General features: G+C 75.5%; 19 protein-coding genes. 7 read left to right on the forward strand and 12 right to left on the reverse strand.

Translation table 11 applies throughout. The annotated features are described in order from the left end of the window. Positions 1 to 86 precede the first annotated feature (86 nt). Positions 87 to 1,463 carry a SpoIID/LytB domain-containing protein gene (locus ACFV9Q_RS12340; protein WP_377234657.1) on the forward strand — a complete coding sequence of 459 codons (1,377 nt, stop codon included), beginning with the start codon at positions 87 to 89 and terminating at the stop codon, positions 1,461 to 1,463. Positions 1,464 to 1,530: 67 nt separating this feature from the next. Here the strand turns inward: ACFV9Q_RS12340 and ACFV9Q_RS12345 are convergent, their stop codons facing one another. Next, positions 1,531 to 1,731, reverse strand: coding sequence for a Trm112 family protein (locus tag ACFV9Q_RS12345; protein ID WP_377227869.1), 201 nt, complete (start codon positions 1,729 to 1,731; stop codon positions 1,531 to 1,533). Further along, positions 1,728 to 3,233, reverse strand: a complete 1,506-nt coding sequence (locus ACFV9Q_RS12350; RefSeq protein ID WP_377234658.1) for a phosphomannomutase/phosphoglucomutase — start codon at positions 3,231 to 3,233, stop codon at positions 1,728 to 1,730. The genes ACFV9Q_RS12345 and ACFV9Q_RS12350 overlap by 4 nt, the downstream gene beginning before the upstream one ends. 122 nt (positions 3,234 to 3,355) lie before the next feature. On the opposite strand from ACFV9Q_RS12350, the gene manA reads away from it, so the two are divergent. Then, entirely contained in the window at positions 3,356 to 4,606 is a 1,251-nt protein-coding gene (gene manA / locus ACFV9Q_RS12355) for a mannose-6-phosphate isomerase, class I (protein WP_377227867.1), read from the forward strand. Between the two features lie 66 nt (positions 4,607 to 4,672). On the opposite strand, the gene ACFV9Q_RS12360 is transcribed toward manA, so the two are convergent. Genes ACFV9Q_RS12360 through ACFV9Q_RS12375 form a run of 4 tightly spaced genes read right to left on the reverse strand, consistent with a single transcriptional unit; the run spans position 4,673 to position 8,085 of the window. After that, positions 4,673 to 5,035, reverse strand: coding sequence for a DUF3499 domain-containing protein (locus tag ACFV9Q_RS12360; protein ID WP_026366101.1), 363 nt, complete (start codon positions 5,033 to 5,035; stop codon positions 4,673 to 4,675). Between the two features lie 52 nt (positions 5,036 to 5,087). Then, positions 5,088 to 6,029, reverse strand: coding sequence for a lysylphosphatidylglycerol synthase domain-containing protein (locus ACFV9Q_RS12365; protein WP_377234659.1), 942 nt, complete (start codon positions 6,027 to 6,029; stop codon positions 5,088 to 5,090). Further along, on the reverse strand, positions 6,026 to 7,123 hold the full coding sequence (locus ACFV9Q_RS12370) for a glycosyltransferase (protein ID WP_377234660.1): 1,098 nt from the start codon (positions 7,121 to 7,123) through the stop codon (positions 6,026 to 6,028). The genes ACFV9Q_RS12365 and ACFV9Q_RS12370 overlap by 4 nt, the downstream gene beginning before the upstream one ends. Beyond that, entirely contained in the window at positions 7,120 to 8,085 is a 966-nt protein-coding gene (locus ACFV9Q_RS12375) for a glycosyltransferase family 2 protein (protein WP_377234661.1), read from the reverse strand. The genes ACFV9Q_RS12370 and ACFV9Q_RS12375 overlap by 4 nt, the downstream gene beginning before the upstream one ends. 219 nt (positions 8,086 to 8,304) lie before the next feature. Between ACFV9Q_RS12375 and ACFV9Q_RS12380 the strand changes: the two genes are divergently transcribed. Further along, complete coding sequence (locus ACFV9Q_RS12380; RefSeq protein ID WP_377234662.1) at positions 8,305 to 9,951, forward strand: phospholipid carrier-dependent glycosyltransferase; 1,647 nt, start codon at positions 8,305 to 8,307, stop codon at positions 9,949 to 9,951. Positions 9,952 to 11,299: 1,348 nt separating this feature from the next. On the opposite strand, the gene ACFV9Q_RS12385 is transcribed toward ACFV9Q_RS12380, so the two are convergent. Continuing rightward, positions 11,300 to 12,937, reverse strand: coding sequence for a DUF2142 domain-containing protein (locus ACFV9Q_RS12385; RefSeq protein ID WP_377234663.1), 1,638 nt, complete (start codon positions 12,935 to 12,937; stop codon positions 11,300 to 11,302). 86 nt (positions 12,938 to 13,023) lie between these two features. Here ACFV9Q_RS12385 and ACFV9Q_RS12390 point away from each other — a divergent pair, with 86 nt between their 5' ends. Continuing rightward, positions 13,024 to 13,662, forward strand: a complete 639-nt coding sequence (locus tag ACFV9Q_RS12390) for a metallopeptidase family protein (protein WP_377234664.1) — start codon at positions 13,024 to 13,026, stop codon at positions 13,660 to 13,662. A gap of 36 nt (positions 13,663 to 13,698) precedes the next feature. Here ACFV9Q_RS12390 and ACFV9Q_RS12395 read toward each other — a convergent pair whose 3' ends face one another. The 3 genes from ACFV9Q_RS12395 to ACFV9Q_RS12405 all read right to left on the reverse strand — a co-directional run bounded on the left by ACFV9Q_RS12395 (position 13,699) and on the right by ACFV9Q_RS12405 (position 19,235). Beyond that, complete coding sequence (locus ACFV9Q_RS12395; RefSeq protein WP_377234665.1) at positions 13,699 to 15,336, reverse strand: DUF5719 family protein; 1,638 nt, start codon at positions 15,334 to 15,336, stop codon at positions 13,699 to 13,701. Beyond that, entirely contained in the window at positions 15,333 to 18,779 is a 3,447-nt protein-coding gene (locus tag ACFV9Q_RS12400; RefSeq protein ID WP_377234666.1) for a glycosyltransferase, read from the reverse strand. The genes ACFV9Q_RS12395 and ACFV9Q_RS12400 overlap by 4 nt, the downstream gene beginning before the upstream one ends. Positions 18,780 to 18,893: 114 nt before the next feature. Continuing rightward, positions 18,894 to 19,235: a WhiB family transcriptional regulator gene (locus ACFV9Q_RS12405; protein ID WP_036960858.1), complete on the reverse strand. Its 342-nt coding sequence runs from the start codon at positions 19,233 to 19,235 to the stop codon at positions 18,894 to 18,896. A gap of 494 nt (positions 19,236 to 19,729) precedes the next feature. Between ACFV9Q_RS12405 and ACFV9Q_RS12410 the strand changes: the two genes are divergently transcribed. The 3 genes from ACFV9Q_RS12410 to ACFV9Q_RS12420 all read left to right on the forward strand — a co-directional run bounded on the left by ACFV9Q_RS12410 (position 19,730) and on the right by ACFV9Q_RS12420 (position 23,556). Then, positions 19,730 to 20,464, forward strand: a complete 735-nt coding sequence (locus ACFV9Q_RS12410; RefSeq protein WP_377234667.1) for a TIGR03089 family protein — start codon at positions 19,730 to 19,732, stop codon at positions 20,462 to 20,464. Positions 20,465 to 20,627: 163 nt separating this feature from the next. Beyond that, on the forward strand, positions 20,628 to 21,956 hold the full coding sequence (locus ACFV9Q_RS12415) for an LCP family protein (RefSeq protein WP_377234668.1): 1,329 nt from the start codon (positions 20,628 to 20,630) through the stop codon (positions 21,954 to 21,956). Between the two features lie 4 nt (positions 21,957 to 21,960). Then, a complete protein-coding gene (locus ACFV9Q_RS12420; RefSeq protein WP_377234669.1) occupies positions 21,961 to 23,556 on the forward strand; it encodes an LCP family protein in 1,596 nt (531 codons plus the stop codon). Between the two features lie 82 nt (positions 23,557 to 23,638). Here ACFV9Q_RS12420 and purE read toward each other — a convergent pair whose 3' ends face one another. After that, a complete protein-coding gene (purE, locus tag ACFV9Q_RS12425; protein ID WP_377234670.1) occupies positions 23,639 to 24,148 on the reverse strand; it encodes a 5-(carboxyamino)imidazole ribonucleotide mutase in 510 nt (169 codons plus the stop codon). Further along, on the reverse strand, positions 24,145 to 25,368 hold the full coding sequence (locus ACFV9Q_RS12430; protein WP_377234743.1) for a 5-(carboxyamino)imidazole ribonucleotide synthase: 1,224 nt from the start codon (positions 25,366 to 25,368) through the stop codon (positions 24,145 to 24,147). Before ACFV9Q_RS12430 ends, purE begins: the two co-directional genes overlap by 4 nt. Between the last annotated feature and the right edge of the window lie 29 nt (positions 25,369 to 25,397).

Below are 25,397 nucleotides of genomic sequence, written 5' to 3' on the forward strand. Positions count from 1 at the left end.
TTTCGGGTGACCCACGGGTGACTCCGGGGGACCCCAGGTGCCGAGCGTCCGGCGGTGATGCACAGTGCAGGCAGGGAGTGATCACCATGAGCACACGAGCCGGCGCCGAACGACCCGTCCCCTCCCCCGCCCAGCGCGGCGGGCGCGAACGCGAGCGGAGGCAGCGTCGCCCGCGCCGCTGGCGTCACCTCCTGCTCCCCCTCGTCCTGGCGGCGGCGTCGCTCGTCGCGGCCCCGGGCACCGCGAGCGCGGCGGTGCCCGACCGGTTCGTCATCGAGGGCTCGGGCTTCGGGCACGGTGTGGGGATGTCGCAGTACGGCGCCTACGAGATGTCCCGGCGCGGGCACTCCGCCGCCGGCATCCTCGCGCACTACTACCAGGGCACGGTGGCGAAGCGGGTCAACACGAAGACCCTGATCGACGTCCAGGTCTACGGGCCCGACCCGTACTCGTACGCGAGCTACGGCGACACGAGCGCGACCAAGGTCACGGTGCGCGGCGGCGGATGGCGGCTGCGCGTCGGCGAACGGACCGTGGCCTTCGGCCCGGCGGGCACGCTGAAGGTGTCGACGTCGAAGGGCGACGTGCTGGTGCGCACCCCGGACGGCAGGCTGCACCGGCACGACGAGCTCACGCTCCAGTGGGCCGGGACGCCGTCCTACAAGCCCGGCGCGAAGCCCGCGACGGCGAGCGTCAAGGGCGCGCACGGCTCCTACCGGTACGGGCGGCTGCTGCTCAGCGCGTCGCAGGGGGTGCCGAACGTCGTCAACCGGCTGCGGCTGAACACCGACTACCTGTACGGCGTGGCCGAGATGCCCTCGTCCTGGGGCTCGGCCGGCGGGCAGCAGGCGCTGCGCGCGCAGGCCGTCGTCGCCCGTTCCTACGCGGTGCTGGAGACGGCGCAGCGCAAGGCGGTCTGCCGCTGCCACGTCGTGGACGACATCCGGGACCAGCAGTTCTCCGGGTGGAAGAAGGCCTCGGGCGAGGGCAGCGGCTACTGGCGCAAGGCCGTCAGCTCCACCGCCCGTACGCTCAGCCGGGCGAGCGTGCTGACCTACGGCGGCCGGCCCGTGGCCGCCCACTACTACTCGTCGAGCGGCGGGAGCAGCCGGTACGGCTGGCGCAGCGCGCGGTCCGAGGACGTGTGGTCGTCGGCCGTGCCCTACGAGCGGTCCGAGACGGACCCGTACTCGAAGGCCGCCCCCGGCAACGGCATGGTGCGCTGGGAGCGGGCGCTCAGCCAGGCCAGGGCGCAGCAGCTCTTCGGGCTGAACCGGGTCGCGTCGATCAAGGTGACGGACCGGTACTCGAGCGGTCAGGTCAAGCGGCTCGTGGCCACGTCGCCGAGCGGCGCCACCAGGAGCGTCTCGGGCAAGGCCGACCAGATCCGGTCCCGCGTGGGCGCGAAGACCTCGGCGGGCAACGTGCCGTCGTCCTGGTTCACGAGCATCAAACCGGGCTGAGCCCCGGGACGTGTCGGACGCTCAGGTCACCCGGGTGACCTGAGCGTCTGCCACGTACGGCGCGGGTTCAGAGCGGGCGGGCGTCCGACTCCAGCAGCACCGGGATGCCGTCGCGCACTGGGTAGGCCAGCGGCCGCTCGGGATCGGTCGAGTGCAGCTCGGGCTCGCCGCCGGGCCCGACGCCGTCCGTCAGGGTCGCCCCGGTCACGGGGCAGCGCAGGATCTCGCGCACCCACGGCTCCAGCGCCTCGGTCTTGGCAGTGCTCACGGTGTCTCTTCTCCCTCGGCCGGCGCGGCGGCCGGATCACGCACGAGCGACAGGACGTCGTCGCGCACCTTCTCCATGATGTCCTGGTCGGCGGCCTCGACGTTCAGGCGCAGCAGCGGCTCGGTGTTGGACGCGCGCAGGTTGAACCACCACTGCGGGTGCGACTCCCAGTGCGAGACCGTCACCCCGTCCAGGGTGTCCACCACGATCCCCGGGTAGGCCGCCCGGTAGGCGTCCAGCACCCGCTCGGTCGCCGCGGCGGCGTCCGGCACCGTCGAGTTGATCTCGCCCGAGCCGACGTACGGCTCGAACATCTCGGCCAGCTCCGACATCGTGTGGTCCTGCGTGCCGAGCGCGGCCAGCACGTGCAGCGCGGCCAGCATCCCGGTGTCCGCGAACCAGAAGTCGCGGAAGTAGTAGTGCGCGGAGTGCTCGCCGCCGAACACCGCGCCGTGCTCGGCCATCTGCGCCTTGATGAACGAGTGCCCCACGCGGGTGCGGACCGTCTCCGCGCCCGCCGCGGACAGCAGGTCCGGGACGGCGTGGGACGTGATCAGGTTGTGGATCACCGTCGGCGTGCGGCCCGCGGTCAGCTCCTTGGTCACCTCCGCGAGCCCCACCAGGGCGGTGATGGCGGACGGCGAGACGGCACCCCCGCGCTCGTCCACCACGAAGCAGCGGTCGGCGTCGCCGTCGAACGCGAGCCCCAGGTCCGCCTCGTTCGCCACGACGGCGGCCTGCAGGTCGATCAGGTTGGCCGGCTCCAGCGGGTTGGCCTCGTGGTTGGGGAACGTGCCGTCCAGCTCGAAGAACAGCGGCACCACGTCCAGCCGCAGCCCCGCGAGGCCCGCGGCGTCGCCCAGGACGGCGGGGACCGTCAGGCCGCCCATGCCGTTGCCCGCGTCGACGACGACCTTCAGCGGCCGCACGCCGGACAGGTCCACCAGCTCCCGCAGGAAGGCCGCGTAGTCGGCGAGCACGTCCTGCTCGGTGACCCGGCCGGGCTCGGCGACCGGCTCGGGGAGCCCGCCGTCCAGGTAACCCTGTGCCAGCTCGCGGACCTCGGCCAGGCCCGTCTCCTGCCCCACCGGGCGCGCGCCCGAGCGGCACAGCTTGATCCCGTTGTACCGCGCCGGGTTGTGGCTCGCGGTGAACATCGCGCCCGGCACGTCCAGCCGCCCCGACGCGAAGTAGAGCCCGTCGGTGGAGCACAGGCCGATCAGCGTGACGTCCACGCCCTGGTCGGTGACGCCCCGGGCGAACGCGTCCACCAGCTCCGGGCCGGAGTCGCGCATGTCGCGGCCGATCACCATGGCGGGGCGGCCCGCCGCGGCGTCGCCGGCGTCCTCGTCGCCGTCCGCGGAACCGGTCGCGGCGTCCGCGAGGACGACGACGCGGGCGAACGCGGCCCCCAGGGCCTGCGCCACGTGCGGGGAGAGCTGGTCGGGAACGACACCGCGTACGTCGTACGCCTTGACGAGGGTGCTCAGGTCGATGGCCACGCCGCCAGCCTACGGAACGCGGACGGCCCACCGCGATCAGGGGTGCCCCCGATCTGCGGGTCGGGGTGCCCCGACCGCCCCCTGTCCAGGAACCGGATGTTTCGTACGGTTATCCTTGCGCCGTGCTTGCGATTGCCCAGTTCCACGCCCCGCTCCCGCTGACCAACACGATCCAGCGGTACGACTGGGGATCCGTCGACGCGATCCCGCACCTGCTCCGCGCGGAACCGGACGGTGAGCCGCAGGCGGAGATGTGGCTCGGCGCGCACACCAGCGCGCCGTCGGTCAGCGCGATCACGCGCGACGGCGAGGTGGACCACGTCGCCCTCGACCGCCTGGTCCGCGAGGCGCCCGTGCAGACGCTCGGCCACCGGGTCGCGGAGCAGTTCGGGCCGCGCCTGCCGTACCTGCTCAAGGTGCTGGCCGCCGGCAAGGCGCTGTCGCTCCAGGTGCACCCCTCGCCGCGGCAGGCCCGGGAGGGCTTCGCGCGCGAGAACAAGGCCGGGATGCCGCTGACCTCGCCCAAGCGGTCGTTCAAGGACGACCAGCACAAGCCCGAGATGATCGTCGCGCTCTCGCAGTTCGAGGGGCTGGCGGGCTTCCGCACGCCGCGCACCATCCTCGACGTGCTGGAGGGCCTGGCGGGCGAGATGGTCGCGAGCGTGCGGGCCGCCCTGCTGCACGACCGCAGCCACGACGGCATGCGCGAGGCGTTCAACCACCTGCTCTCCGCGCGCGCCGACGAGGCCTGCGCCGCCGACATCGAGGCGACCCTCGGGTCGGTCCGGGCCCGCCTGGCGGCCGGCTCCCCGTTCGAGCGCGCCGACCGCACCGTGATCGACCTCGCCGAGCAGCACCCTGGCGACCCGGGCGCCATCGCGTCCCTCATGCTCAACCGGTTCTCGCTGGAGCCGGGCGAGGCGGCGTTCACGCCCGCGGGCGTGGTGCACGCCTACCTGTCCGGCGTCGGCATCGAGATCATGGCCAGCTCCGACAACGTGCTCCGCGCGGGCCTGACCACCAAGCTCGTGGACGAGGAGAACCTCGTCGCGTGCACCGTGTTCGCCCCGCAGCAGCCGTCCGCCCCCGAGGTGACGACGGCGGGCAGCCGCGGGCAGGTGCACACCTACCGCGTGCCGGTCACGGAGTTCGCGCTGACCACCGCCGACGTCGACCCGGGCGAGCCCGTGGCGCTGCCCGCGACGGGGCCGCGCATCCTGCTCTGCCTCGACGGCGAGCTGGTGCTCACGGCGGACCGCTCCGAGGAGGGGCCGCAGCGCCTGGCCCAGGGCGAGTCGGTCTTCGTGCCGCACGACGCCGGCAATCTGGAGCTCACGGGCGCGGGCCACGCGGTCTGCGCCTGGGTCCCCTGATCTTTTCCGTGTCGGACGTGCAGGTCACCGGGAGTGACCTGCACGTCTGACCCGTGACGGGGGGGGTCAGGCCGAGTTGTCGTCGTCCGCGCGCAGGACGCGGAGGTGACCGCGGCGCGCGGTCTCCGTCACCGTCGGCGGTTCCGCCGGACGACGACGGCGGCCGGCCTCGCGCACGGCGTCCGCCAGCGCGGACAGGTCGTCGGGGCTCGGCCCCGCGTCCTCGAACTCGGGCATGAGGCGCACCACCTCCCACCCGCGCGGCGCGGTCAGCCGTTCGGCGTGCTCCGCGCACAGGTCGTAGCTGTGGGGCTCGGCCAGGTGCGCCAGCGGACCCAAGACCGCGGTCGAGTCCGCGTACACGTACGTGAGCGTCGCCACGGCCGCATTGGTGCAGGCCGAGCGCGAACACTGTCTCACCGATCTCACGCGCCGAGACTACGCCGCTGACCGGGTAGGACGTGCCGAACACGCCGGGCATTCACGGGCGTAACGGCGGTGATCCGGCACGAATTCGTCCGGCGCCCCGGGCGAGCAGCAGCCCCGCGCCCGCGAACGCCAGGTCGACGAGGGTCAGGACCACCCGGCTGACGAGCACCGCGAGCCCCGCAGCCGGGCCCGGCAGCACCCCGGCGAGCACCGCCGCGAGCACCACCTCGCGCACGCCCGCACCCGCGGGGGCGACCACGAACAGGAACCCGGCGGTCCACGCGAGCGCCCAGCCGCCCGTCGCGAGGGCGAGCGTCCGGGCGGTCGGGGGCAGGCCCAGCCCCAGGCAGAGCACCCAGAGCTGCAGCCCCGCCACCAGCCAGCCCGCCACCGACCACGCGGCGGCGCGGCCCAGGCCGCCCCAGGTCATCGGGTGCTCCGGCGCGCCGCGGCGGGCGACCCGCAGGGCCAGCGTGATCAGCCGGTTCAGCACGGGCGGCGCGAGGACCACCACGACCACCGGCGCCGCCCACACCACCCAGGACCACACGCCGAGCGCGCCCGCGGACACGAGCGGCAGCGTCACCGCGCCCACGGCCGCGCCCGAGGCGACCGAGACCGCGACGGTCACCAGCATCGCCGCCGCCGACCGGGCGCGCGGCACCCCGTGCCCCGCCCCGACCTCGGCGGCGGCCACGACGTTCCACACCCCGCCCGGCACGTACTTGCCGAGCTGGCTGGTGCCGAACACCGCGACGGCGCCGCGCAGCGGCAGCGGCGAGCCCAGGTCGGCCAGGACGGCGCGCCACGCCAGCAGCGTGCACCCCACGTACAGCACGCCGAGGACGACGACGAGCGCCACCTCGCCCGCGGACAGGCCGGCCGCGGCCCGCACCAGCGCCTCGCGGTGGGCCAGCACGTACCAGAGCGCGAGCGCCAGGGCGACGCCGAGAAAGCCCCACCGCACCCAGCGCGAGCGGAGCAGCCCGGTCACGACACGTCCCGACGCCGCAGCTCGGTGACCAGCGGCTCGACGACGACCTGGGGCCGGATCCGGTCGCGGCCCCGCGCGGCCCGCTCCCGAGCGTCCGCCAGCTCCGCCCGGTCGCCCAGCCGGACGAGCCCGGCCGCGAGCGCCGCGGCGTCGCCCGGCGGGACCAGCTCGACGTGCTCCCCGAGGGCGCGGCGCTGCGGCGGGGTGTCCGAGGTGATCACGACGCAGCCGGCCGCGAGACCCTGGTACACCTTGTTGGGCACCACACGCAGGCCCTTCGGGGTGTCGCTGAAGATGCCGAGGCAGACGTCGTGCGCGGCGACCAGGGCGGGCAGCTCGCCGGGCTCGACCCAGTCGTGCCAGGCCACGCCCGGGGTGCCCGCGAGGATCTCGCGGGCGCGGGGCAGGTGCTGGCCGGCGCCGACCATCGTGACGCGCAGGGACGCGCCCGCCGCGACGGCGTCGCGCACCCCCTCGGCGATGACGGGCGCACCCTGCAGCGGGGTGTACAGCCCGAAGAAGACGACGGACAGGTCGTCCCCGCCGGACGGGGCCGGGGACTCCCCCGCCGTCCGCCACTCGTCCGGGGCGCCGACCAGCACGACCACGCCCTTGTCCGGGTCGGGGAGCATCCGCCGGTGCTCGTCGGTGTCGGTGACCACCACGTCGGCGCACGCCACGGCCAGCCGGTCGAGCCCGGTCAGCAGCCGGACGCGCAGGCCGGCGGCCCCGCGGTCGGCGGCGGTGTCCCCGGCGAAGACGAGGTGGTCGAGCACCACCGTGGAACGGGGGTACAGCAGGCGGGCCAGGAGCACGTCGAAGTGGCCCAGGTACCCCACGAGCACCGCCTCGGGCCGACCCTCCGCCCGCCGGTGCCGCACGGCGTCGCCCACCAGCGCGGCCCAGCACCGCAGCAGGCGGGCGGCGAGGACGGGCAGCCGCCAGGGCTGCTGCAGCATCCGGACCCGTTCGGCGGTGGACAGGCCGAGGGGCCGGTTCAGCTCGGTGACCTTGGTCCCGTGGGCGCGCAGCCCGGCGACCAGGACGGCGGTGCGGGGGTGCCGGGCGGCGTCGTACGTGCCGAAGGTGATCACTGGACGCTCGCGGGGACGTCGGCGAGCCCCGTCGCGGCGGGCCCCGTCGTCGTGCCGTACTGCACCTCCTTGAGGCGCTCCAGCGTCTCCTCGAGCAGCACCCGGTTGGTGCGCTGGAGGTCGGCCAGCACGAGCAGGGCGAAGCTCAGCAGCGCGCCGACCATCGACGTCGCCCCGAGCACGATCGACTGGAGGTGCTGCCCGGCGGTGCCCGTGGCCAGGAGCACGGCGTACCGGCCGAACGGGACCAGCGCGCCGAGCGCGAACAGGAGGCCGAGCGTGACGAACACCGTGTGGGGCTTGAACATCACGTAGGACCGGCTGATGGCCTGGGCCGACTTGGCGATGTGCTGCCACATGCTGGTGAAGAGCCGGGACTCGCGGGTCTTCGGGTTGGTGGTGACCGGCAGGCTCGTGATGCGCATCCGCTTGTGCCCGGCCTGGATGATCGTCTCCATGCAGTAGCTGAACTGCGTGACGACGTTGAGCCGGAGCAGCGCGCCGCGCGAGTAGGCGCGGAACCCGCTCGCGGCGTCGGGCAGGTCGGTCCCGGCGGCGAAGTTCACGACGGCGCTGCCCGCCTGCTGCAGCAGCTTCTTGAGCGGGGAGAAGTGCGCGATGGTGGCGGTCTGCCGGTCGGCGATCACGATGTCGGCGTCCCCGAGGACGACGGGCAGCACCAGGTCGCCGATCCGTTCCTGCGGGTACTGGTTGTCGCCGTCGGTGTTCACCACGACGTCTGCGCCGTGCCGCAGCGCGTAGTCCACGCCGTCGCGGAACGACCGGGCCAGGCCCATGTTCCGGGTGTGCCGCACGAAGTGGCGCACGCCGAGGCGGCGTGCGACCTCCACGGTGTTGTCCGTGGACCCGTCGTCGACGACCAGGATCTCGATCTCGTCGACCCCCGGGATGCTGCGGGGGATCGTGGCAAGCACGTCAGGAAGGGTCTCTTCCTCGTTCAAGCAGGGAATCTGCACGAACAGCTTCATGGCCTGTGCCTTCGATGAGCAGTGTTCCGAGGTGTGGTTCCGAGAAGTGTTTTCCGAGCAGCAGTGACTCGCGTCACGAGCGTAGGAGCGGCACATGACCAGGGCGTGAACACTGGGTGCCGGGGAATGACTGTTACCCGGCCGTGACCGGGGCGCCCGGCCGGGGCAACCTGCCGTGGCTACCCTGCACGCGTGTCCCGACCCCGCACGGTCCCCGGCGTGGTGTGGCTGATCGTGCTCCTGCACCTGGCCGTCATGCTCGCCCAGACCGCGGTCTTCCCCAACGTCCGCTCGCCCGACGAGCGCCAGCACGTGGACCTCGTGCTCCAGGTGCGGCAGGGCGACGCCTGGCCGTGGCCCGGCCCGGGCACCGCGTTCGTCACGCAGGGCGTGACGGCGGGCGGCTTCATCGGGGCCGACAGCCTGGACGGGCCCCAGCACCTCGCCGACCGCGACGACGTCCCGCCGCGCGGCGAGCGCCCGTCGTACTTGGCGGCCGGCGGCTCCGCCACCCTCACCGCGCCGGGGCCGGACGGCGCCGAGGCCCCGGTGTTCAACCAGCTCGTGCAGCACCCGCCGCTGTACTACCTGCTCGGCGCGGGCGTCGTGGGCCTGGTGCCCGGGTGGCAGGACGCCCCGCTGGACCAGGTCTGGCTGCTCCTGCGCTGGTGGAACGCGCTGCTCGCGCTCCCGCTGCCGCTGCTCCTGTTCGCGACGGCGCGGCGGCTGCGCCTCCCCGAGCCCCTGCCGGTCGCGGCAGCCCTGGCCCCGCTCGCGGTCCCCGAGCTGACGCACCTCGAGTCCGCGGTCAACAACGACAACCTGCTGGTGGTGCTCGGCGCCTGCGCGACGTTGCTGGTGGCCCGGGTGCTCACCGGCGACCTGGGCCGCCGCACGGCCCTGCTGCTCGGGCTGGTCTCGTCGCTCGCCCTGCTGACCAAGGGCTTCGCCCTGATGTTCCCCGCGTGGATCCTCCTGGCCTACGTCGTCGCCGCCTGGCGGTATCGCGGCCGCCCTGGGCAGCTCCGCTCCGCCGCGGCGTCGCTGCTGGTGGTCGCCGTCGTCACCGTGCCGGGGATCGCGTGGTGGGTGCGCAACGTGGTGGTGCACGGGATGCTCCAGCCGCACGGCACGCACGCCACCCCGCCCGACCTCGCCCCCGTGTACGGCTGGTCCGACGGCGGCCTCACCTGGCTCGGCCGGTTCGCCGAGCGCATGGTCACGCTCTTCTTCGTCCAGGACCACGCCGCCGCCCGCGCGCACGACGCGTCCTGGTGGGCGGCGCGCGTGGCGCTCGTCCTCGTCGTCGCCGGGATCGCCGCCGCCCTCGCGCGCCGCCCGATCCCCCGGCTCGACGCGCTCGTGCTGCTGTTCCCCGTGCCCGCGCTGGCCGCCATCGTCGCCCGCGGGTCCTGGGAGCAGTTCGCCGCGTTCCACGACGTCGGCGCCGCGCAGCAGGGCCGCTACCTCTACACCGGCCTGGTCGGGCTGCTCGTCGTCGCGCTCGCGGGCGCCGCCGTGCTCCGGCCGGCCTGGCGGCGCGCGGTGCCCGCGGCGGTGCTGGTGCTCGCCGGCGGCATGCACGCCGCCTACCAGTACGACGTGTGGCGCCTGTACTGGTGGCCCGCGGACGACGGCCCCGGTGCGCTCGGCCGTGCCCTGGCCGCCGTCGGCCACTGGTACCCCCTCCCCGCCGCGGTGCTCGGCGCGGTGGTGGCCGCCGGGGCCGCGCTCGCCGCCGCCGTCGCAGTCTCGGTCGCCCGGGCGGCCGTCGGCCCGCCGCCGGACGACGCCGCCCGGAGACCCCGCGCCGACGCCGACCCGGTGCCGGCCGCATGACCCGGCTACTGACCGAACGGACCGGGCGGGCCGAACGCCTCGCCCTCCTGGTCGCGGTGCTCTCCGGGATGCTCCTGTCCCTCACCGTCGCGCTGGCCGACGCGCCCTACGCGACCGGCGACGAGCCCCCGCACGTCGACTACGCCTACCAGGTGTGGCACGGCGACCTGCCCGTCTTCGAGGACGGCCTCGTGCTGCGGCCCGACGGCGCCTGGCTCGCCCCCGTGCAGTGGACCGCCCAGCACCCGCCGCTGTACTACCTGCTGGTCGCCCCGCTCGTGGGCCCCCTGGCGGACGCCGGCCACCCGGTCGCCGCCGTCTACGCGGCCCGCGGCGTGAACGTGCTGCTCAGCGGCGTCCTCGTGCTCGCGGCGTGGTGGAGCGCGCGCCGGCTGACCCGGCCGGGCAGCCCGCTGCCCCCGCTCGTGGCGTTCCTCGCAGGGGCCATGCCCGCCGCCGCGCACGTCGGCGGCAGCGCGTACAACGACCTGCTGGCCGCCACCGCCGTCACCGCCCTGTTCGGGCTGGCCGCTACGGCGATCCGGCGCGGGCTGAACGCCCGGCTGATCACGTGGCTGTCCCTGGTCGCGGCGACGTGCGCGCTGACCCGGCTGTCCGCCGCGCTCATCGCCGCCGTGGTCGCGGGCGTCGCCCTGGCCGCCGGGGCGGTGCGGGCCGCGCAGGGCCGGGGCCGGTGGGCGCCCGTCGGCGCGCTGGCGCTGGCCGGCCCCGGGGCCGTGCTGGCCACCAGCGGCTGGTTCTACCTGCGCAACCTGGAGCTGACCGGCACCGTCACCGGTTCGCACTTCGACTGGGCGCTGGCGAACCAGAACCGGACGGAGCGTCCCGTGTGGGCGGTGCTCGCCGACCCGGAGACCTGGACCCGCCTGCCCGACCTGTTCTGGTGGGCCGGGCGGCTGCCCCCGAACACGGCGCTCACGCTCACCACGATGATCGTCACCGCCGCGCTGCTCGTGTGGACGCCCCTGGTGCTCGCGCTGGTCGCGGCGGTCCGCCGGCGGCGGGCGGCCGCCCGGGGCCTGCTCTCCCCCGCGGCGCCGGACGAGCCCGGCCGCGCACCGGCCCACCGCACCGACCGGCTGCTGCTGCGCGCCCTGCCCGTCGTCGCCGTCGGCGTCGCGGTGACCGTGCAGGTCACGTACGCCGCCAACAGCGGCGGTGTCTACCCCCGGTACCTCCTGGTGGTCTCGCTCCCGCTGTGCCTCGCGATCGCGGCGGGCCTGGCGGTGCGGCCCGGGCGGCTCGTCCCCGCCTGGACCGCCCTGACGCTGATCGACCTGGCGGTCTGGCTCACGGTCGAGCTGACCACGCCCGCGCCGCCCGGCTACTACGCCGAGCTGCCGCTGCCGGCCGCCGTCGCGGGCGTGCTCGCGGCCGGCGCGGTGGCCGCCTCTGCGGCGCTCGCGCTGCGGGCGAACCGGGCCGTGGCCATCACCGCGGCGATCCCCGCGGCCACGACCACGAGGCTGAACGCCACGAGCTGAGCCCCGGTGAGCGGGCTCCACCCGGCCCAGCGGGCCGCGGCGTCGGCCACGGACTCCCCCGGGCCCTGGTAGAAACCCCAGAACCCGTAGGCGAGGCCGCTCGCCGCGGCCAGGCCCGCCGCGGCGACCACCCACGGCGTCGCGCGGCGCAGGCGCGGCCCGAGCAGGGCGAGCAGGCCCAGCGCCACCCCCGCGCTCAGCGCGAGGAGGCCCGCGAAGAGGTAGCGGCCCTGCACCGCGGAGATCCAGCCGTGGGCCGCGTAGTCGGGCCAGGCGTTGACCAGCACGCCGCACCACAGCGCCGCCGGCTGCAGCAGGAGCACGGCGGTGGCGCGTCGCGCGGGACCGCGCAGCACCGCCAGCGCGCACAGCGCGCCGACGACGACGGCGGCCGTCCAGAACACGGCGTCGGGCAGGCGGACCTCCAGCCAGCCGAAGTTGCCGAAGAACGACCTGGTCAGGCTGGTCACGACGGTGAGCAGGAAGTACCAGAGGCCCCGGGACTCCGCCTCGGGGAACCGGTCCGGGATGCCCACGGGCTGCACCGTGCCCAGCACCAGCAGGTTGCGCAGCCACCACCAGCCGCCGACGACGAACGCCGCACCACCCGCCAGCAGCGCACCGGCCACCCGCCGGCCGCGCGGGCCGGACGCCAGCAGGTACGCGGCCACGACCACGGGCAGCGCGAACGCCGCCATCACCTTGGTGAGCAGCCCGAGGCCCACCGCCGCGCCGAGCGCGGCCGCCGTCCGCGTCCGCAGGTCGCCCGTGAGCACGCGGGCGCAGAGGTACGCGGTGGCCGCGCCGGTGAGCGTGACCAGGGCGTCGTTGGTGACGCTGCCCAGGATGTGCCCGGCCTGGGGCACGAACAGCGTGAACGACGCCGCCACCAGCGCCGCCGCCCGCGACCGCGACAGCCGGCGCACGGCCGCCGCCGCCAGCAGCGGCAGGGGCGCCAGCAGGACGACGTCGAACAGCCGCAGCGCCAGGAGCTGGAGGTCCCAGCGCGCCTCGGCCAGGCCCGTGGCGCGCAGCACGCCGGCCGCCACCGCGTAGTACAGCGGCGGGTGCTGGGTCATCTGGTCGACGGCCTCGGTGTCGAGGTGCCGCGTGTCGGTGCCCGGCGGCAGCGGGTCGGCCAGGGCGTTCGCGCCGGTCACCGTGCCGCGCTCGGCGTCCGGGGTGGGCGGCACGCCGACGAACGCGGGGACGCCGACGCGGTCGAGGTGCCGCCCGGGCACGTCGGTGGCCAGCGCGGCCTGGTCCCGCGCCGCGTCGACGGCGGGGCCCACCAGCGCCTCGCCGGCGGGCGGCCAGCCGCCGCCGTACGCGAGGCGGAGCACGCTGTTGACGTGCTGCGGCTCGTCCGGGGCGCGGAACGCCGGGGTCAGCACCGCCCACAGCCCGCCGACAAGGACGACGAGCGCGGTGACCAGCGCCAGGGCTCTGCGGTACGCCGCCTCGGCGGGATCGTCGCGCACGCCCACAGGATAGGGGTGTGAGGTGAAGCGAGCCGGTCGTCGTGGCGATGACCGATCGCACCCCCGATCCGACGTATCGTCAGTAGGTGCCTCCGTTTTCTCCTCGCGGCCGGAACCGGCGGTCGGGCCGGGGCTCCGGCCCCGCCGGCAGCTCGTCCAGCGGCTCGTCCGGCAACGGCTCCTCCGGTACCGGTTCCACCAGCGGCTCACCCGGCCCCACCGGGATCTCCAAGGCCTCGCAGGCCGACCTGCTCCGGCTCGCCGCCGCCCGTCCCGGCGCGCCCGGTGAGGCGCAGTCCGGACAGGACGCCGCACCGCGGCGGCGGGACCGGCGCGGGCGCGGGCTGCGCGGCCCGATGTTCCCGCCGGGCACCCCCGCGCACCGCACGCGCGCGCAGCGGTTCGACGAGCTCGTGCTCGACGTCGTCGAGGACCTCGACCGGACCTGGGCCACGCACCTGCGCGGCACCGAGTTCGCCGTGGAGGACGTGCCGCCGTCGGACCCCGCCCCGTGGGAGGACGGTGGGGTGCTGCTCGGGCGGTTCTTCCCCGCCGAGGCCGGCCGCCCCGGCCGCGTGGTGGTCTACCGCCGCCCCGTGGAGGTGCGGGCCGTCGACCTGGACGACCTCGCGGACCTGGTGCGCGACGTCGTCGTCGAGCAGGTGGCGCACCTGCTGGCGCGCACGCCGGAGGAGATCGACCCGAACTTCGGCGAGCGCTCCTAGCCCGGACGTTCCTGGGCCGGACGGCGGGGCGCGGCGTCAGCCCGCGGCGTCGACCCGGCGCACGCGCACGTCGCCGTCCGCCGCGAGCGGTGGCGTCGGGGCCAGCACCGAGAACAGGCTCGCGTCGTCGGCCTGGACCAGCCGCACCGACCAGACCACCTCGGGCTGGTCGGCGGGCTGCTCCGCGACCACCGCCACGGCCTCGCCGAGCTCCTCCAGCTCGGACCAGCCCACCTCGACGGTCTGCCCGGCGGGCACGTCGACCGGGTGCGTCCAGGCCACCTCGCCGTCCGGCCCGACGCCGCGCAGCGTCACCTCGGTGCTGCCCGTCGCGTCCTCGATCTCGTCGGGGCCGCGCTCGTCGGGCACGCCGCTCAGGGTCACGCCGTACACGACGTCCTCCGGGACGGCGACGGCGCCGTCGGCGGTTCCGCCCGTCCGCTCGGTGCCCGCCTTTCCTGCTACCGCCTGCCCGGCCAGCCAGGCCCGGTCGTAGGGGTCGTCGTCGATCACCGCGTCGTCCGCGGCGGTGCCCTTGCGGTCCACGGCCGCGCCGGCGACCACCGGCACGTCGGCGTCCACCACCACGGTGTAGCTCCCGGCGGGCAGGCCGCCCAGCGGCAGGGTCGTGACCTGCCCCGGTTCGAGCGGCAGCTCCTCGCCGCCGCGCAGCCGCACCGGGCCGTCGGGCCCGAGCACCGCGAGCCGCGCCGTGCCGGCGCGGGTACCCGGCGTCAGCACGTCGAGCCGCGGGGCGTGCGGGTCGTCGACGGTCTCGCCCGTGCTGGTCACGCCGGACACCGCCGTGGTGGCCGACGGTGCGGCGCCCGACACGACGAGGTCCGCGCCCGCGGGCACGAGCCCCTCGATCCGGTGGTGCTGCACGTAGGCGCCCACCCGGCCGCCCTCGGCGGTGACGTGGAGGGCGAGCCGGCCCTGGTCGGGCGCGACGGCCTCCAGCATGGTGACCACCTGCTCGCCCGGAGGCACGACGACGAGCGACTGGCTCCCCAGCACCACCGGGCCGGACGCGCCCCAGGCCTGCAGGGTCACGGTGGCCGCGGTACGGCCCGGGTTCTGCAGCACCAGGCGGCCGCTCGACCCAACCGAGGTGCTGCCGCCCACCAGCCAGTGCTCCACGGCCGGCTCCACGCACGGCCCGGCGACCAGGCCGCGCAGGTCGCCCTCGGTGGTCACGGACGCCACGGTCCCGGCGGCGTAGGTCGCGGCGGACGGCGTCAGGCGCAGCACGCGCGCGCCCGGCAGCCTGCCGTCGAGCACCGCCGCGTCGGCGCCCTGCTCCAGCGGCCCGGTGAGCTCCGCCTCCTGCTCGCCGTCGAGCGTCGTGACCGCCGGCTCCTCGCCGGTGGCCCCGTCCAGCACGGCGGCGGTCAGCGACGTGGTCGTCGCGACGGGGGCGGCGCTGAACGCGTCGTCCCCGACGTCGGGCTGCTCGAGCTGCGCCGGCGTGGGGCAGACCAGCCCGGTCTCGGTGGCCGCCACGGGCACGGTACGCGCGTCGTCGACCGCCGGGGCCGCGTCGGGGGCGGCGCCGCCCGCGGCTGCCGTGCCCGTCGTGGCGAGGGCGCCGACCGCCAGCGCGCACAGCAGGGCGCCCACCGCGGCCGCCGCGCGTCGGACCGCGGACCCGGCCGTCAGGTTCTTGCGCTTCATCGACCCCTCCTGCGTCCCACCGGCAGTGCCAGCAGGGCGAAGACCACCAGCGTGAACGTCGTCAGCACGAGCCAGGCCGGGCGGTGCGGTGCCTCGTACCGGACCACGAGGTGCCCGGCGTCGGGGCCCAGCGTGAAGGCCTGCAGCCCGGCCGCCTCGTCCGCGGCGACCGGCTCCAGCCGCCGTCCGTCGAGGGACGCCTGCCAGCCCCGGCCGGCGGACTCCGCCAGCACGACGACGCGGTCCGCGCCCCCGGCCTCGACCTCCGTGTGCACGGCCGTGCCGCCCGCCGGCAGCACCTGGCGCGTCGCGCCGTCCTCCTCGATCCGGGCCCAGCCGGGTGCCGGCTCCTCGGCGGGCGCCACCCGCCACACCGAGACCGCCTGGCCCTCGGTCACGCGGCTCATGCCCGGCACCATGTCGAGCGTGGCCACGAGGTCGCCGACGGCGGGCCCCGCTGCCGAGTCAGTCGCCGGGTCCGTGGCCGCACCCGCGGACCTCACCTGCACCGCGCCGATCCCCAGGTCGGCGAGCTGCTGCGGCACCCCCTCGGTCGTCCCGGACGTGAGCGCGGCCACGACCACGTCGAGCGCGGCGGCCGGGTCGGTCGCCGGGTCGGTCGCCGGGTCGGTCGCCGGGTCGGCCGCCGAGTCAGCCGTCTGGTCGCCCGCGGGACGGGCGGCCACCCGCGGCGCCACGGAGGCGTCGGCGAGCTGCGAGCCGTCGGCCCGCAGCAGCGCGTACCGCACCGTGCCGTCGTCGGAGAAGCCGACCTCCAGCACGCGGGCCTGCCGGGGCGGCGCCTGCATCTGCTGCCCGACGGCGGGCACCACCGGGTCGGTCGTCACGTGCAGCATCCCGGACCGGCCGCCGTGCGCGACGCTCCCGGAGCCGGTCAGCCACACCACGGCCTGCGTCGCGGGGAGCAGCACCGCGACCACGGTCAGGCCGACGACGGCGACCTTGCGCGCCGAGCCCAGGAAGCCGGCGAGCGGCGCCCCGTGGCCGGTGAGCACGCCGACGCCCGCGACCGCCGCGGCCCCCAGGCCGAGCAGCAGCAGGGACAGCCCGGGGCCCACCCAGCGGCCGTCGTCCTGCGCGAGCACGGCCGCGGCGAGACCCGTGGCGGCGACCAGCCAGCCGACCAGCGCCGTCGCCGCGACGTGCCGCGCCGTGTCCGTGCCGCCCCGCCGGCCGATCCCGGCGAGCGCCCCGACCAGCCCGACCAGCGCGAGTGCGAGCACCAGCGCGCCGAGCACCCAGGGCGCGGCCGCGACGACGGCGCCGGCGGCGGTGAGCAGGGGGCCGCCGTCGGGCACGTCGAACCAGGCGGCTGGAGCGGCGGGCAGGCCGAGCAGCAGCTCCGGCCCGGAGGCCGTCCCGGGGTCCGGGACGCCCGAGCCCGCGAGGGGCTCGGCGGTCAGGAGGCCCAGGTCGCGGTCGCGCAGCGCCGTCCACCACAGCGGGGCGCCGACCACGAGGGCCGGGACGAGCGCGAGCGCCAGGTGCACGCGGCGGCGCGGGGCGACGAGCATCGCGCCGGCCAGGACCAGGATCGCCGCGGGGAGCAGCACGGGCGCCCCCGCGACCACGCAGGCCAGCAGCAGGCCGCCCGCGCCGGCCGCGCCGAGCGAGCCGGTACCGGTCCGAGCGGAGTACGCCGAGGCGCCGGCCGCGCCGTCGGAGGCGCCGTCCGGGGCGCCGTCGGCGTGCGGCACCCGGTCGACGGCCTGGGCGCCCACCGCGCGGACGAGCGCCACGGCGGTCCAGGGCAGCAGGGTGTGCACCAGCACGCCACCGAGCAGGCCGCCGTCCAGGGCGCCGAGGAACGCGGGGGCGACGGTCCACGCGAACGCGGCGAGCGTGCGCAGCCACACGGAGCGCGTCACCGTGCCCGCGGCGGCCCAGGCGCCGACGGCGGCCAGCGGCAGTGCCAGCAGGAGCAGCGCGTTCACCGCGTGCTGCAGGGTGCCGCCCGCGAGCACCGACAGCCCGGACAGCACGAGGAGAAGGGGGTCGGCGGGCGCGGCCGTGCCGAGCCCGTCACGCACCCAGCCGGACGTCGCCGCCGACCAGGTGGTCGCCGTCGTGCCGCCGGCCGGGAGCAGGGCCCCGCCGACCAGCCGCCCGCCGGAGGCGAGGGCGCCCAGCCCGGGGCCGAACAGCGCGGCCGCGAGGCCCACGGCGCCGACGACGACCACGGCGAGCGCCGACCGGCGCCGCACGGCCAGGACCTGCAGCTCGGCCTGTTCCAGCTCCGACGGCGCGGCGTCGACGCGGTGGGCCTCGCCGCGCGCGAGCCGCTTGTCGCGCCGTTCCGCCGCGACCTCGCGCCAGGTGCCCAGGAGCGGCCGCAGCACGCTGCGGGGCACGGTCGACGTGCGCGCGATCCGACGTCGGGCCCGCAGCAGCGGACCCAGCCGGAACACGGCCCACAGCGGCGCGACCAGCTCGTCGCGTGCCCGGTCGGGGTGCTTCATCGCGAGCCGGTAGCTCGCGGCGAACGGCGCCCACACCACCATGGCGAGCATCGCGAACGGCAGGACCCACGGCGCGACGGACGTGAGGCGCAGGTAGAGCTGGCTGCGGCGGCGCGCGCCGGCCGAGCCAGGCGCGTGCAGGGCGACCTGCGCGTGCCGCACCACGGCGTCGGGCACGACGACGACGCGGTGGCCCGCGAGCCGCACGCGCCGGCAGAAGTCGGTCGAGTCGCCGAACTGGCCGTACGCCGGGTCGGTGCCGCCCACCTCGCGCCACACCGACGCGCGCACCAGCGCCCCGGCGAGCCCCACGGCCAGCACGTCCTCGCGCGAGTCGTGCTGCCCCTGGTCGATCTCGGTGTCGTCGATGCCGGTCATCCGCCGGCCCAGCGGCGACACCGTGTGCCCCACCTCGACCAGTACACCCCGGTCGGCCGCGTCCGGGTCGAGCGGCAGCCCGTCCGGGCCCGACTCCCAGTGCCGCTGCTTGGCCCCGGCCACCGCCACGGCGTTGGAGTGCTCCACCGCCCGCGTCAGCGCGGCCAGTGCGCCGGGCGCGGGGGCGGAGTCGTCGTGCAGGAACCAGAGCCAGCCGCGCTCCGGGACCCCCGTCGCGGCGAGCATGGCCTGGACCGCCTCACCGAAGGTACGGGCGCCCGCGCCGGCCACGTACCGGGCGCCGCCGAGCTGCAGGTCCTGGTGGCCCGACGTCGCAGGGGCGGTGTCGACGTCGACCACGACCACGTCGTCCGGGGTGCGCGACTGGGCGCGCAGCGCGGCGAGCGTCGCGGCGAGATAGGGGCTGCTGCCGCGGGTCACCACGACGGCGGTGACCGTGACCGCCACGGGCGGCTGCACGGAGGGCTGGGCCGGGACCTTGGCCCACACCGGACCCGCCGGGGCGGCATGGGAGCCCCGGTCCGGGCTGGGGGCCGACAGGCTGTCGGTACGTGGAGCGCTCATCTCGCTTCACATCATGCGGCGCGTCTGTGCCGACACGCCGCCGACGCGCCGGGGAGCGACGAACGGTGCGCTGCTTGCTCACCTCTGCCGTGTCCGCCCTGGAGGCGAACCCAACTACACGGCGCGGCGCTTCAGCTTGCGGCGCTCCCGCTCCGAGAGACCGCCCCAGATGCCGAACCGCTCGTCGTTCTCCAGCGCGTAGTCCAGGCACTCCGCCCGCACCTCGCAGCCCGAGCAGACCTTCTTGGCCTCGCGGGTGGACCCACCCTTCTCCGGGAAGAAGGCCTCCGGGTCGGTCTGCGCGCACAGGGCGCGCTCCTGCCAGCCGAGCAGGGAGTCGTCCGGTTCGTTGAGCACATACAGCTCGCCGAAGAGGGGCAGGACCGGTGCCACCGGTGCGACCTCGCTCTCCGCGTCAGTCGGGAACTCCACGTCCGATTCCAGCATGTTCCACATGACGTGCCCCTCCATGCCGTGTCCGTGCCCCGAGGCCTGGCCGGTAGATCATGTGATCGACCGACCCATCAAGCCTGTCTGGCCAGACCTGCAGTTTCAGGCCCCGTTGCGTATTCGCTACGAAAACTGCATACATGGAATTACACGCGTGTCGCCTGGAGTCGTCAAGCGGAAATGTGCTATCGCCCACTGGTTCCACGGGTAATTCACGAGTCCTTCCGCAGGTCGTGGCGCACGTCTCACCCGCCGGTCGCTTTTCCGGCCTGCGAAACCCCCGGCGCGCCGACACGCCGGAGTGTCCTTCCGGGCCCCTGCGGACAATGGCCGGCGAACCAGCCGGGCGACGACCGCGAGAACGATCCGGTCGCGATATGGCGCACCTGTCCGACATGCCGCCGGGAGTGCGCCACGCACGCAGCACGCGCACACACCCGCCACCCCGTGCACGACGTCGCGCCACGTCCTCCCCCCGGGTTCACACCTAGGCTGGCGGCATGCAGATCGCGCCCCGCACCGGCGGCTCCGTGCCCGACGTCGCCTCGCTCCTGGCCCGCCTCGCCGCCGACGGCGGCCGGCCGCGCCTCACCTGGTACGGCGACGACGGCGAGCGGGTCGAGCTCTCCGGCGCCGTCCTCGCCAACTGGGCCAGCAAGACGGTCAACCTGCTCGTCGAGGAGTTCGACGCCGCACCGGGCACCACCGTCGTCGTCGACCTGCCCGTGCACTGGCGCACCGCCGTCTGGGCGCTGGCCGCCTGGCGCACGGGTGCGACGGTCGCGCTGCCCGACGCCGGCACGGCCGGGCCGGACGTGGTGGTCACCGACGCGCCGGAGCGGTGGGCGGACGGCGGGGCGGACATCGTCGTCGTCTCCCTGCCCGCGCTCGCCCGGAAGTACGACGGCGACCTGCCGGCCGGCGCTATCGACGCGGCGTCCGCGGTGATGACCTACGGCGACGCGATCGCCTGGGTGCCCGAGGTGGATCCCGACCAGGACGCGCTGGTGACCGCAGCGGGCGCCGTCGGGCACAAGGAGCTGGTCCCGGAGCCCGGCGCCGGGGCGCGCGTGCTCGTCGACGGGCGCGCGCCCGTCGCCGACGTGCTGCGCGACCTGCTCGGCGTCTGGGCGGGCGGCGGGTCGGTGGTCCTCACGTCGTCCGCCACGGCCGCCGCGCTGGAGGCGGACGCCGACCGGCTCGCGCGCCTGCGCGGCAGCGAGCGCGTCGACTGAACCGGGCAAAGCCCGGACCACAGGACTTCCCGGGCCACCACCGGGGACGGACCGGTCGAAAAGGGTCCAGGCCGATCGAGCCAGGGCTTCTCCACGAACCCTCTACGGTCCGCCCCCGGGCGGTGCGCCGCCGTGCAACATGCAGCCTCTAGGATCGGTGGCCGTGACATTTCCCGACTTGAGCGCCTCTGGTGCGACGAACCCCACCCGGGGGCCGTCGCATGCCCGGGCGCTGGGACAGCTGAGCAGCGTCTCCCGCGCGATCGCCATGGTGGTCGTCGCGGTCCTCTCGCTGGCCGTCGCCGGCGGTGCCACCGCGGTGACCCAGCTGACCGGGAACATCGAGACCGCCGACATGGCGGCGCTCGGCACGAACCGGCCCAAGCAGGTGCTCCCGAAGGACCCGAACGCGGGCGTCCCGCTGAACATCGTGGTCATGGGCAGCGACTCGCGCAGCGGGGACAACGACGCGCTGGCGGGCGGCGGAGAGATGGGCGCCCGCTCGGACACGACCATCGTCATGCACATCTCGGGCGACCGGTCGCGGATCGAGATGATCTCCATCCCCCGCGACTCCACGGTGGACGTGCCGAGCTGCACCACGTCCGACGGCGCGACCACGGCCGAGCTGTACGGCAGGAAGTTCAACGCCGCGTTCTCGCAGGGCGTGCAGGTCGGCGGGACGGTCGCCGACGGCGCCCTGTGCACCGTCAAGACGATCGAAGAGCTCACCGGCGTGTACATGGACGGGTTCATCGTCGCGGACTTCGCCGGCTTCTCCGCGATGGTCGACGCCGTGGGCGGTGTCGAGGTCTGCGTCGAGGAGGAGATCTACTCCGCCGACGCGAACCACCTCTCGCTCTCGCCCGGCACCCACACGCTCCAGGGGCAGAAGGCCCTCGACTACGCCCGGGCACGCAAGGGTGACGGGCTCGGCGACGGTTCCGACCTCGGCCGCATCGGTCGCCAGCAGGAGGTCATGGCCTCCCTCTCCCGCAAGGTGCTGAGCCAGGACGTGCTGACCAACCCGTCCAAGACGCTCAAGTTCCTCAAGGCGGTCACCGGCTCGCTCACCATGAACGAGGAGCTGGCCAGCATCGACGGACTCGCCGGGTTGGCCTACTCCATGCGGAACGTGCGGCCTGACACGATCACGTTCATGACCGTCCCCAACGAGTACGACCCGAACAACGCGGCTAACGTCGTATGGACGGACGATGCCGTACAGCTGTGGGACAACGTCAAGCACGACCGGCCGATCAACAGCGACCCGGACGCCCCGTCCGCGGACCCCTCGGATTCCGCGACGGACGCCGGTACGGCGACGGGCGAGGAGAGCACGGACACCGACGCGGGCACCGGGACCGGGACCGACGCCGGAACAGAGGCCGGCGACGGCTCCGGGACGGAGCCCACGCCGGAGTCGACCGAGATCAAGCAGGCCGGTGAAGAGGCCTTCACCGGCGCCGACACCACCAAGGTCTGCGGCTGAGCCCATGTCAGATCCCAGAACGTCGAACCGTTCGGCCCCGCAGGCCGACGACGACGTCACGCGTGTCCGGATCCCGCCCAGCTTCACGCCCCAGGGCGCGAGCGGGCGTCCGGGCGCCGACGACGCCATCCCGGTGGGTGACACGGGCGAGCGCCCGCGGGTCGCCCCCGGCGCGACGTCGAGCAGGCAGCAGCAGGGCGGACCCGCTAATGCGGAGACGCCCGGCGTCGGGGTTCCCGGCGTCGGTGGCGCCCACCGCATCGGACGGCCGGAAGGCTCCGACGAGGCGCGCTACGAACCACGTATCCGTCGACAGTCTTCACGGGAGGTACCGGTGTCCGGCGAGCGCAGGGGGACGAATCCCCCGCCCGTTCCACCACGAAGGTCGGGGCTGCCCGCGCGCAGCGAGTCCGCCGGGCAGGTGCCGAGGTCCATCCCGCCGCGGTCGGCGCCGCCGAGCAACGGCGGCCAGCCGCCGCAGGCCATCCCGCCGGGCCGCCCGGTCCGGGCGAGCGCCGGGCCCGTGCGCCCGACGCCGGTGCGCAGCGCGCCCCGTCCCGCCGCCGGCGGCAACGGCCGGGGCGGCGGCTACCCGCAGCAGGGCGCGCTCGCCTCGGGCGGGCGCGGCGGCCGGGGCGGCAGCAACATCCGCATCCGCAAGGGCCGCGTGGCCGGCGTCATCGCGGTGCTCGTGCTCCTCGCGGTCCTCGCGTGGCCGATCGGCCTGCTGATCTGGGCCAACGGCAAGATCCAGCACGTCGAGGCGCTGTCCGGCGCGGACAACACCCCGGGCACCACCTACCTGCTCGCCGGCTCGGACGCCCGCGGCAGCGGCGGCATCGACGACTCCACGAGCGGCGCCCGCACGGACACGATCATGGTGCTGCACAAGCCGCGGTCGGGTCCGGTGGCGCTCATCTCGATCCCCCGCGACACGTTCGCGGAGATGCCCGACGGCTCGGGCAGCAACAAGATCAACGCCGCGTACTCCTACGGCGGCGCGCCGATGCTGGTCCAGGCCGTGGAGCGGCTCAGCGGCCTGACCGTCGACCACTACGTCGAGGTGGGCTTCGGCGGCGTCTCGGGCGTCGTGGACGCCGTGGGCGGCGTGCGGCTGTGCTACCCCGACGACGTGCACGACGTGAAGTCGAAGCTCAAGTGGGAGAAGGGCTGCCACGTCGCGGACGGCAAGACCGCCCTCGCGTTCTCCCGCATGCGCTACTCCGACCCGAAGGGCGACATCGGCCGCGCGGAGCGGCAGCAGCAGGTCATCGCGCAGATCGGCAAGAAGGTCGCCGACCCGGGCGTGCTGCTCAACCCGGCCAACCAGGTGGGGCTCGCGGACGCCGGCCTGGCGGCCGTGGTGACCGACACCGACACGGGCATCATCGACATCGCGATGCTCGGGCTGGCCTTCCGGTCCGCGAACGGCGACGACGGCGTGACCGGCACCCCGCCGATCGCGACGATCAACTACCGGACGCCGTCGGGCGCCTCGGCGGTGCTGCTGGACGAGAACCAGACCGGCGAGTTCTGGGCCAAGGTCCGCGACGGCGAGTACGCGGCGGGCGAGAAGATCGGCGGCGTGCCGGGCTCCTGACCCGCACCCGCCCCGGACGTGTCAGACGCCCAGGTCCCTCGGGGGACCTGGGCGTCTGACATGTTTCCGGGGGCGAGCCGGATCAGAGCTGGGCGCGCAGCTTCTCGCCCTTGGCGTGCGCCACCTTGCTCAGCTCCTCCTGGAACGCCTCCATGCGCTGCCGGAGCACCGCGGCCTCGTCGCCCGCGCCGGACGCGAGGATCCGCGCCGCGAGCAGGCCAGCGTTCCGCGCCCCGCCGATCGACACCGTCGCGACCGGCACGCCCGCCGGCATCTGCACGATCGAGAGCAGGGAGTCCATGCCGTCGAGGTACTTCAGCGGCACCGGCACCCCGATCACGGGCAGCGGCGTCACCGACGCCAGCATGCCGGGCAGGTGGGCGGCACCGCCCGCGCCTGCGATGAGCACGCGCAGCCCCCGGCCTGCGGCCTGCCGCCCATAGTCGATCATCTCGGTGGGCATGCGGTGCGCGGAGACCACGTCGACCTCGACGGGCACGCCGAACTCGCCCAGCGCCTCGGCCGCCGCCTGCATGACGGGCCAGTCGGAGTCGGACCCCATCACGATGCCGACCTGCGGGGTGGTGCTCATGCGTTCGCCTCTTCCTCGGTGGTCGCGCCGGCAGCAACGGACGCGACGGCGGGCGCGGCGGGCGCGTGCACGACGGCGTCCGGCGTCTCGCCCCGCAGTAGCGCAGCGGCCGCGACGGCCCGGCGGCGCACCTCGTCCAGGTCGTCGCCGCTCACGTTCACGTGACCCAGCTTGCGGCCGGGGCGGATGCCCTTGCCGTACAGGTTGACGCGCGCCTCGGGGAACGCGGCGAGCACGTCCGGCAGCGCGTCGGTGAGCTCGTCCAGCGTGGAGCCCAGGACGTTCGCCATGACGGTCCAGGTGGCCGTCGGCTCGGCGGCACCCAGCGGCAGGTCCAGGACGGCGCGCAGGTGCTGCTCGAACTGGCTGGTCACGGCGCCGTCGATGGTCCAGTGCCCGCTGTTGTGCGGGCGCATCGCGAGCTCGTTGACCAGCACCGTCGGCGTCCCGTCCGGCCCCGGCACCTCGAACAGCTCGACGGCCAGCACGCCGGTCACGTCCAGGCCCTCGGCCACGGTTGCCGCGATCTGGCGGGCCTGCGCGTCGAGGGCGGCGGACAGGCCTGGCGCGGGGGCGATCACCTCGGAGCAGACGCCGTCCCGCTGGATCGACTCCACGACGGGCCAGGGCCGCACCTCGCCGGACGGGCGTCGGGCGACCAGCGCCGCGAGCTCGCGCGTGAACGGCACCTTCTCCTCGACCAGGAGCTGCGGGCCGCCGTCGGCCACGGCCGCGAACCAGTCGGCGACGTCGTCCGGGGAGGTGACCACCCGGACGCCCTTGCCGTCGTACCCGCCGCGGGAGGTCTTCACCACGGCGCTGCCGCCCACCTCGTCGAGGAAGGCCGCAAGGGCGGCCCGCCCCTCCGCGGGGGAGGTCGCGGGCAGCGGCGCCCAGCGGGGGCACGGCACGCCGAGCTCGGTCAGGCGCTGCCGCATCACGATCTTGTCCTGCGCCTGCACCAGCGCGTGCGGGCCGGGCCGCACGGGCGTCCCGTGCTCGATCAGGTCCGTGAGCAGCGCGTTCGGCACGTGCTCGTGCTCGAACGTCAGCACGGCGGCGGCGCGGTCGCCGTCGGGCGCGATGAGCGAGCGGATCGCGGCCTCGTCGGACGCGACGCCCACCGGTGCGTCGGTGACGACCTGCGCCGCGGACGACGCCGGGTCCTCGACCAGGACGCGCAGCCGGATGCCCAGCTCGCCGGCGGCGGGGGCCATCATGCGGGCGAGCTGCCCGCCGCCGACGACGG

Source organism: Promicromonospora sp. NPDC059942 (assembly GCF_042731755.1).
In the GTDB taxonomy this organism is placed as follows: Bacteria; Actinomycetota; Actinomycetes; order Actinomycetales; family Cellulomonadaceae; genus Promicromonospora.

Bases quoted from the DNA above. Each gene is read 5' to 3' on its own strand.
- ACFV9Q_RS12395 (WP_377234665.1), bottom strand. From the start codon at position 15,336: ATGAAGCGCAAGAACCTGACGGCCGGGTCCGCGGTCCGACGCGCGGCG.
- ACFV9Q_RS12400 (WP_377234666.1), bottom strand. From the start codon at position 18,779: ATGAGCGCTCCACGTACCGACAGCCTGTCGGCCCCCAGCCCGGACCGG.
- purE (WP_377234670.1), bottom strand. From the start codon at position 24,148: ATGAGCACCACCCCGCAGGTCGGCATCGTGATGGGGTCCGACTCCGAC.
- ACFV9Q_RS12430 (WP_377234743.1), bottom strand. From the start codon at position 25,368: ATGATGGCCCCCGCCGCCGGCGAGCTGGGCATCCGGCTGCGCGTCCTG.
- ACFV9Q_RS12420 (WP_377234669.1), top strand. From the start codon at position 21,961: ATGTCAGATCCCAGAACGTCGAACCGTTCGGCCCCGCAGGCCGACGAC.
- ACFV9Q_RS12340 (WP_377234657.1), top strand. From the start codon at position 87: ATGAGCACACGAGCCGGCGCCGAACGACCCGTCCCCTCCCCCGCCCAG.
- ACFV9Q_RS12410 (WP_377234667.1), top strand. From the start codon at position 19,730: ATGCAGATCGCGCCCCGCACCGGCGGCTCCGTGCCCGACGTCGCCTCG.
- ACFV9Q_RS12405 (WP_036960858.1), bottom strand. From the start codon at position 19,235: ATGTGGAACATGCTGGAATCGGACGTGGAGTTCCCGACTGACGCGGAG.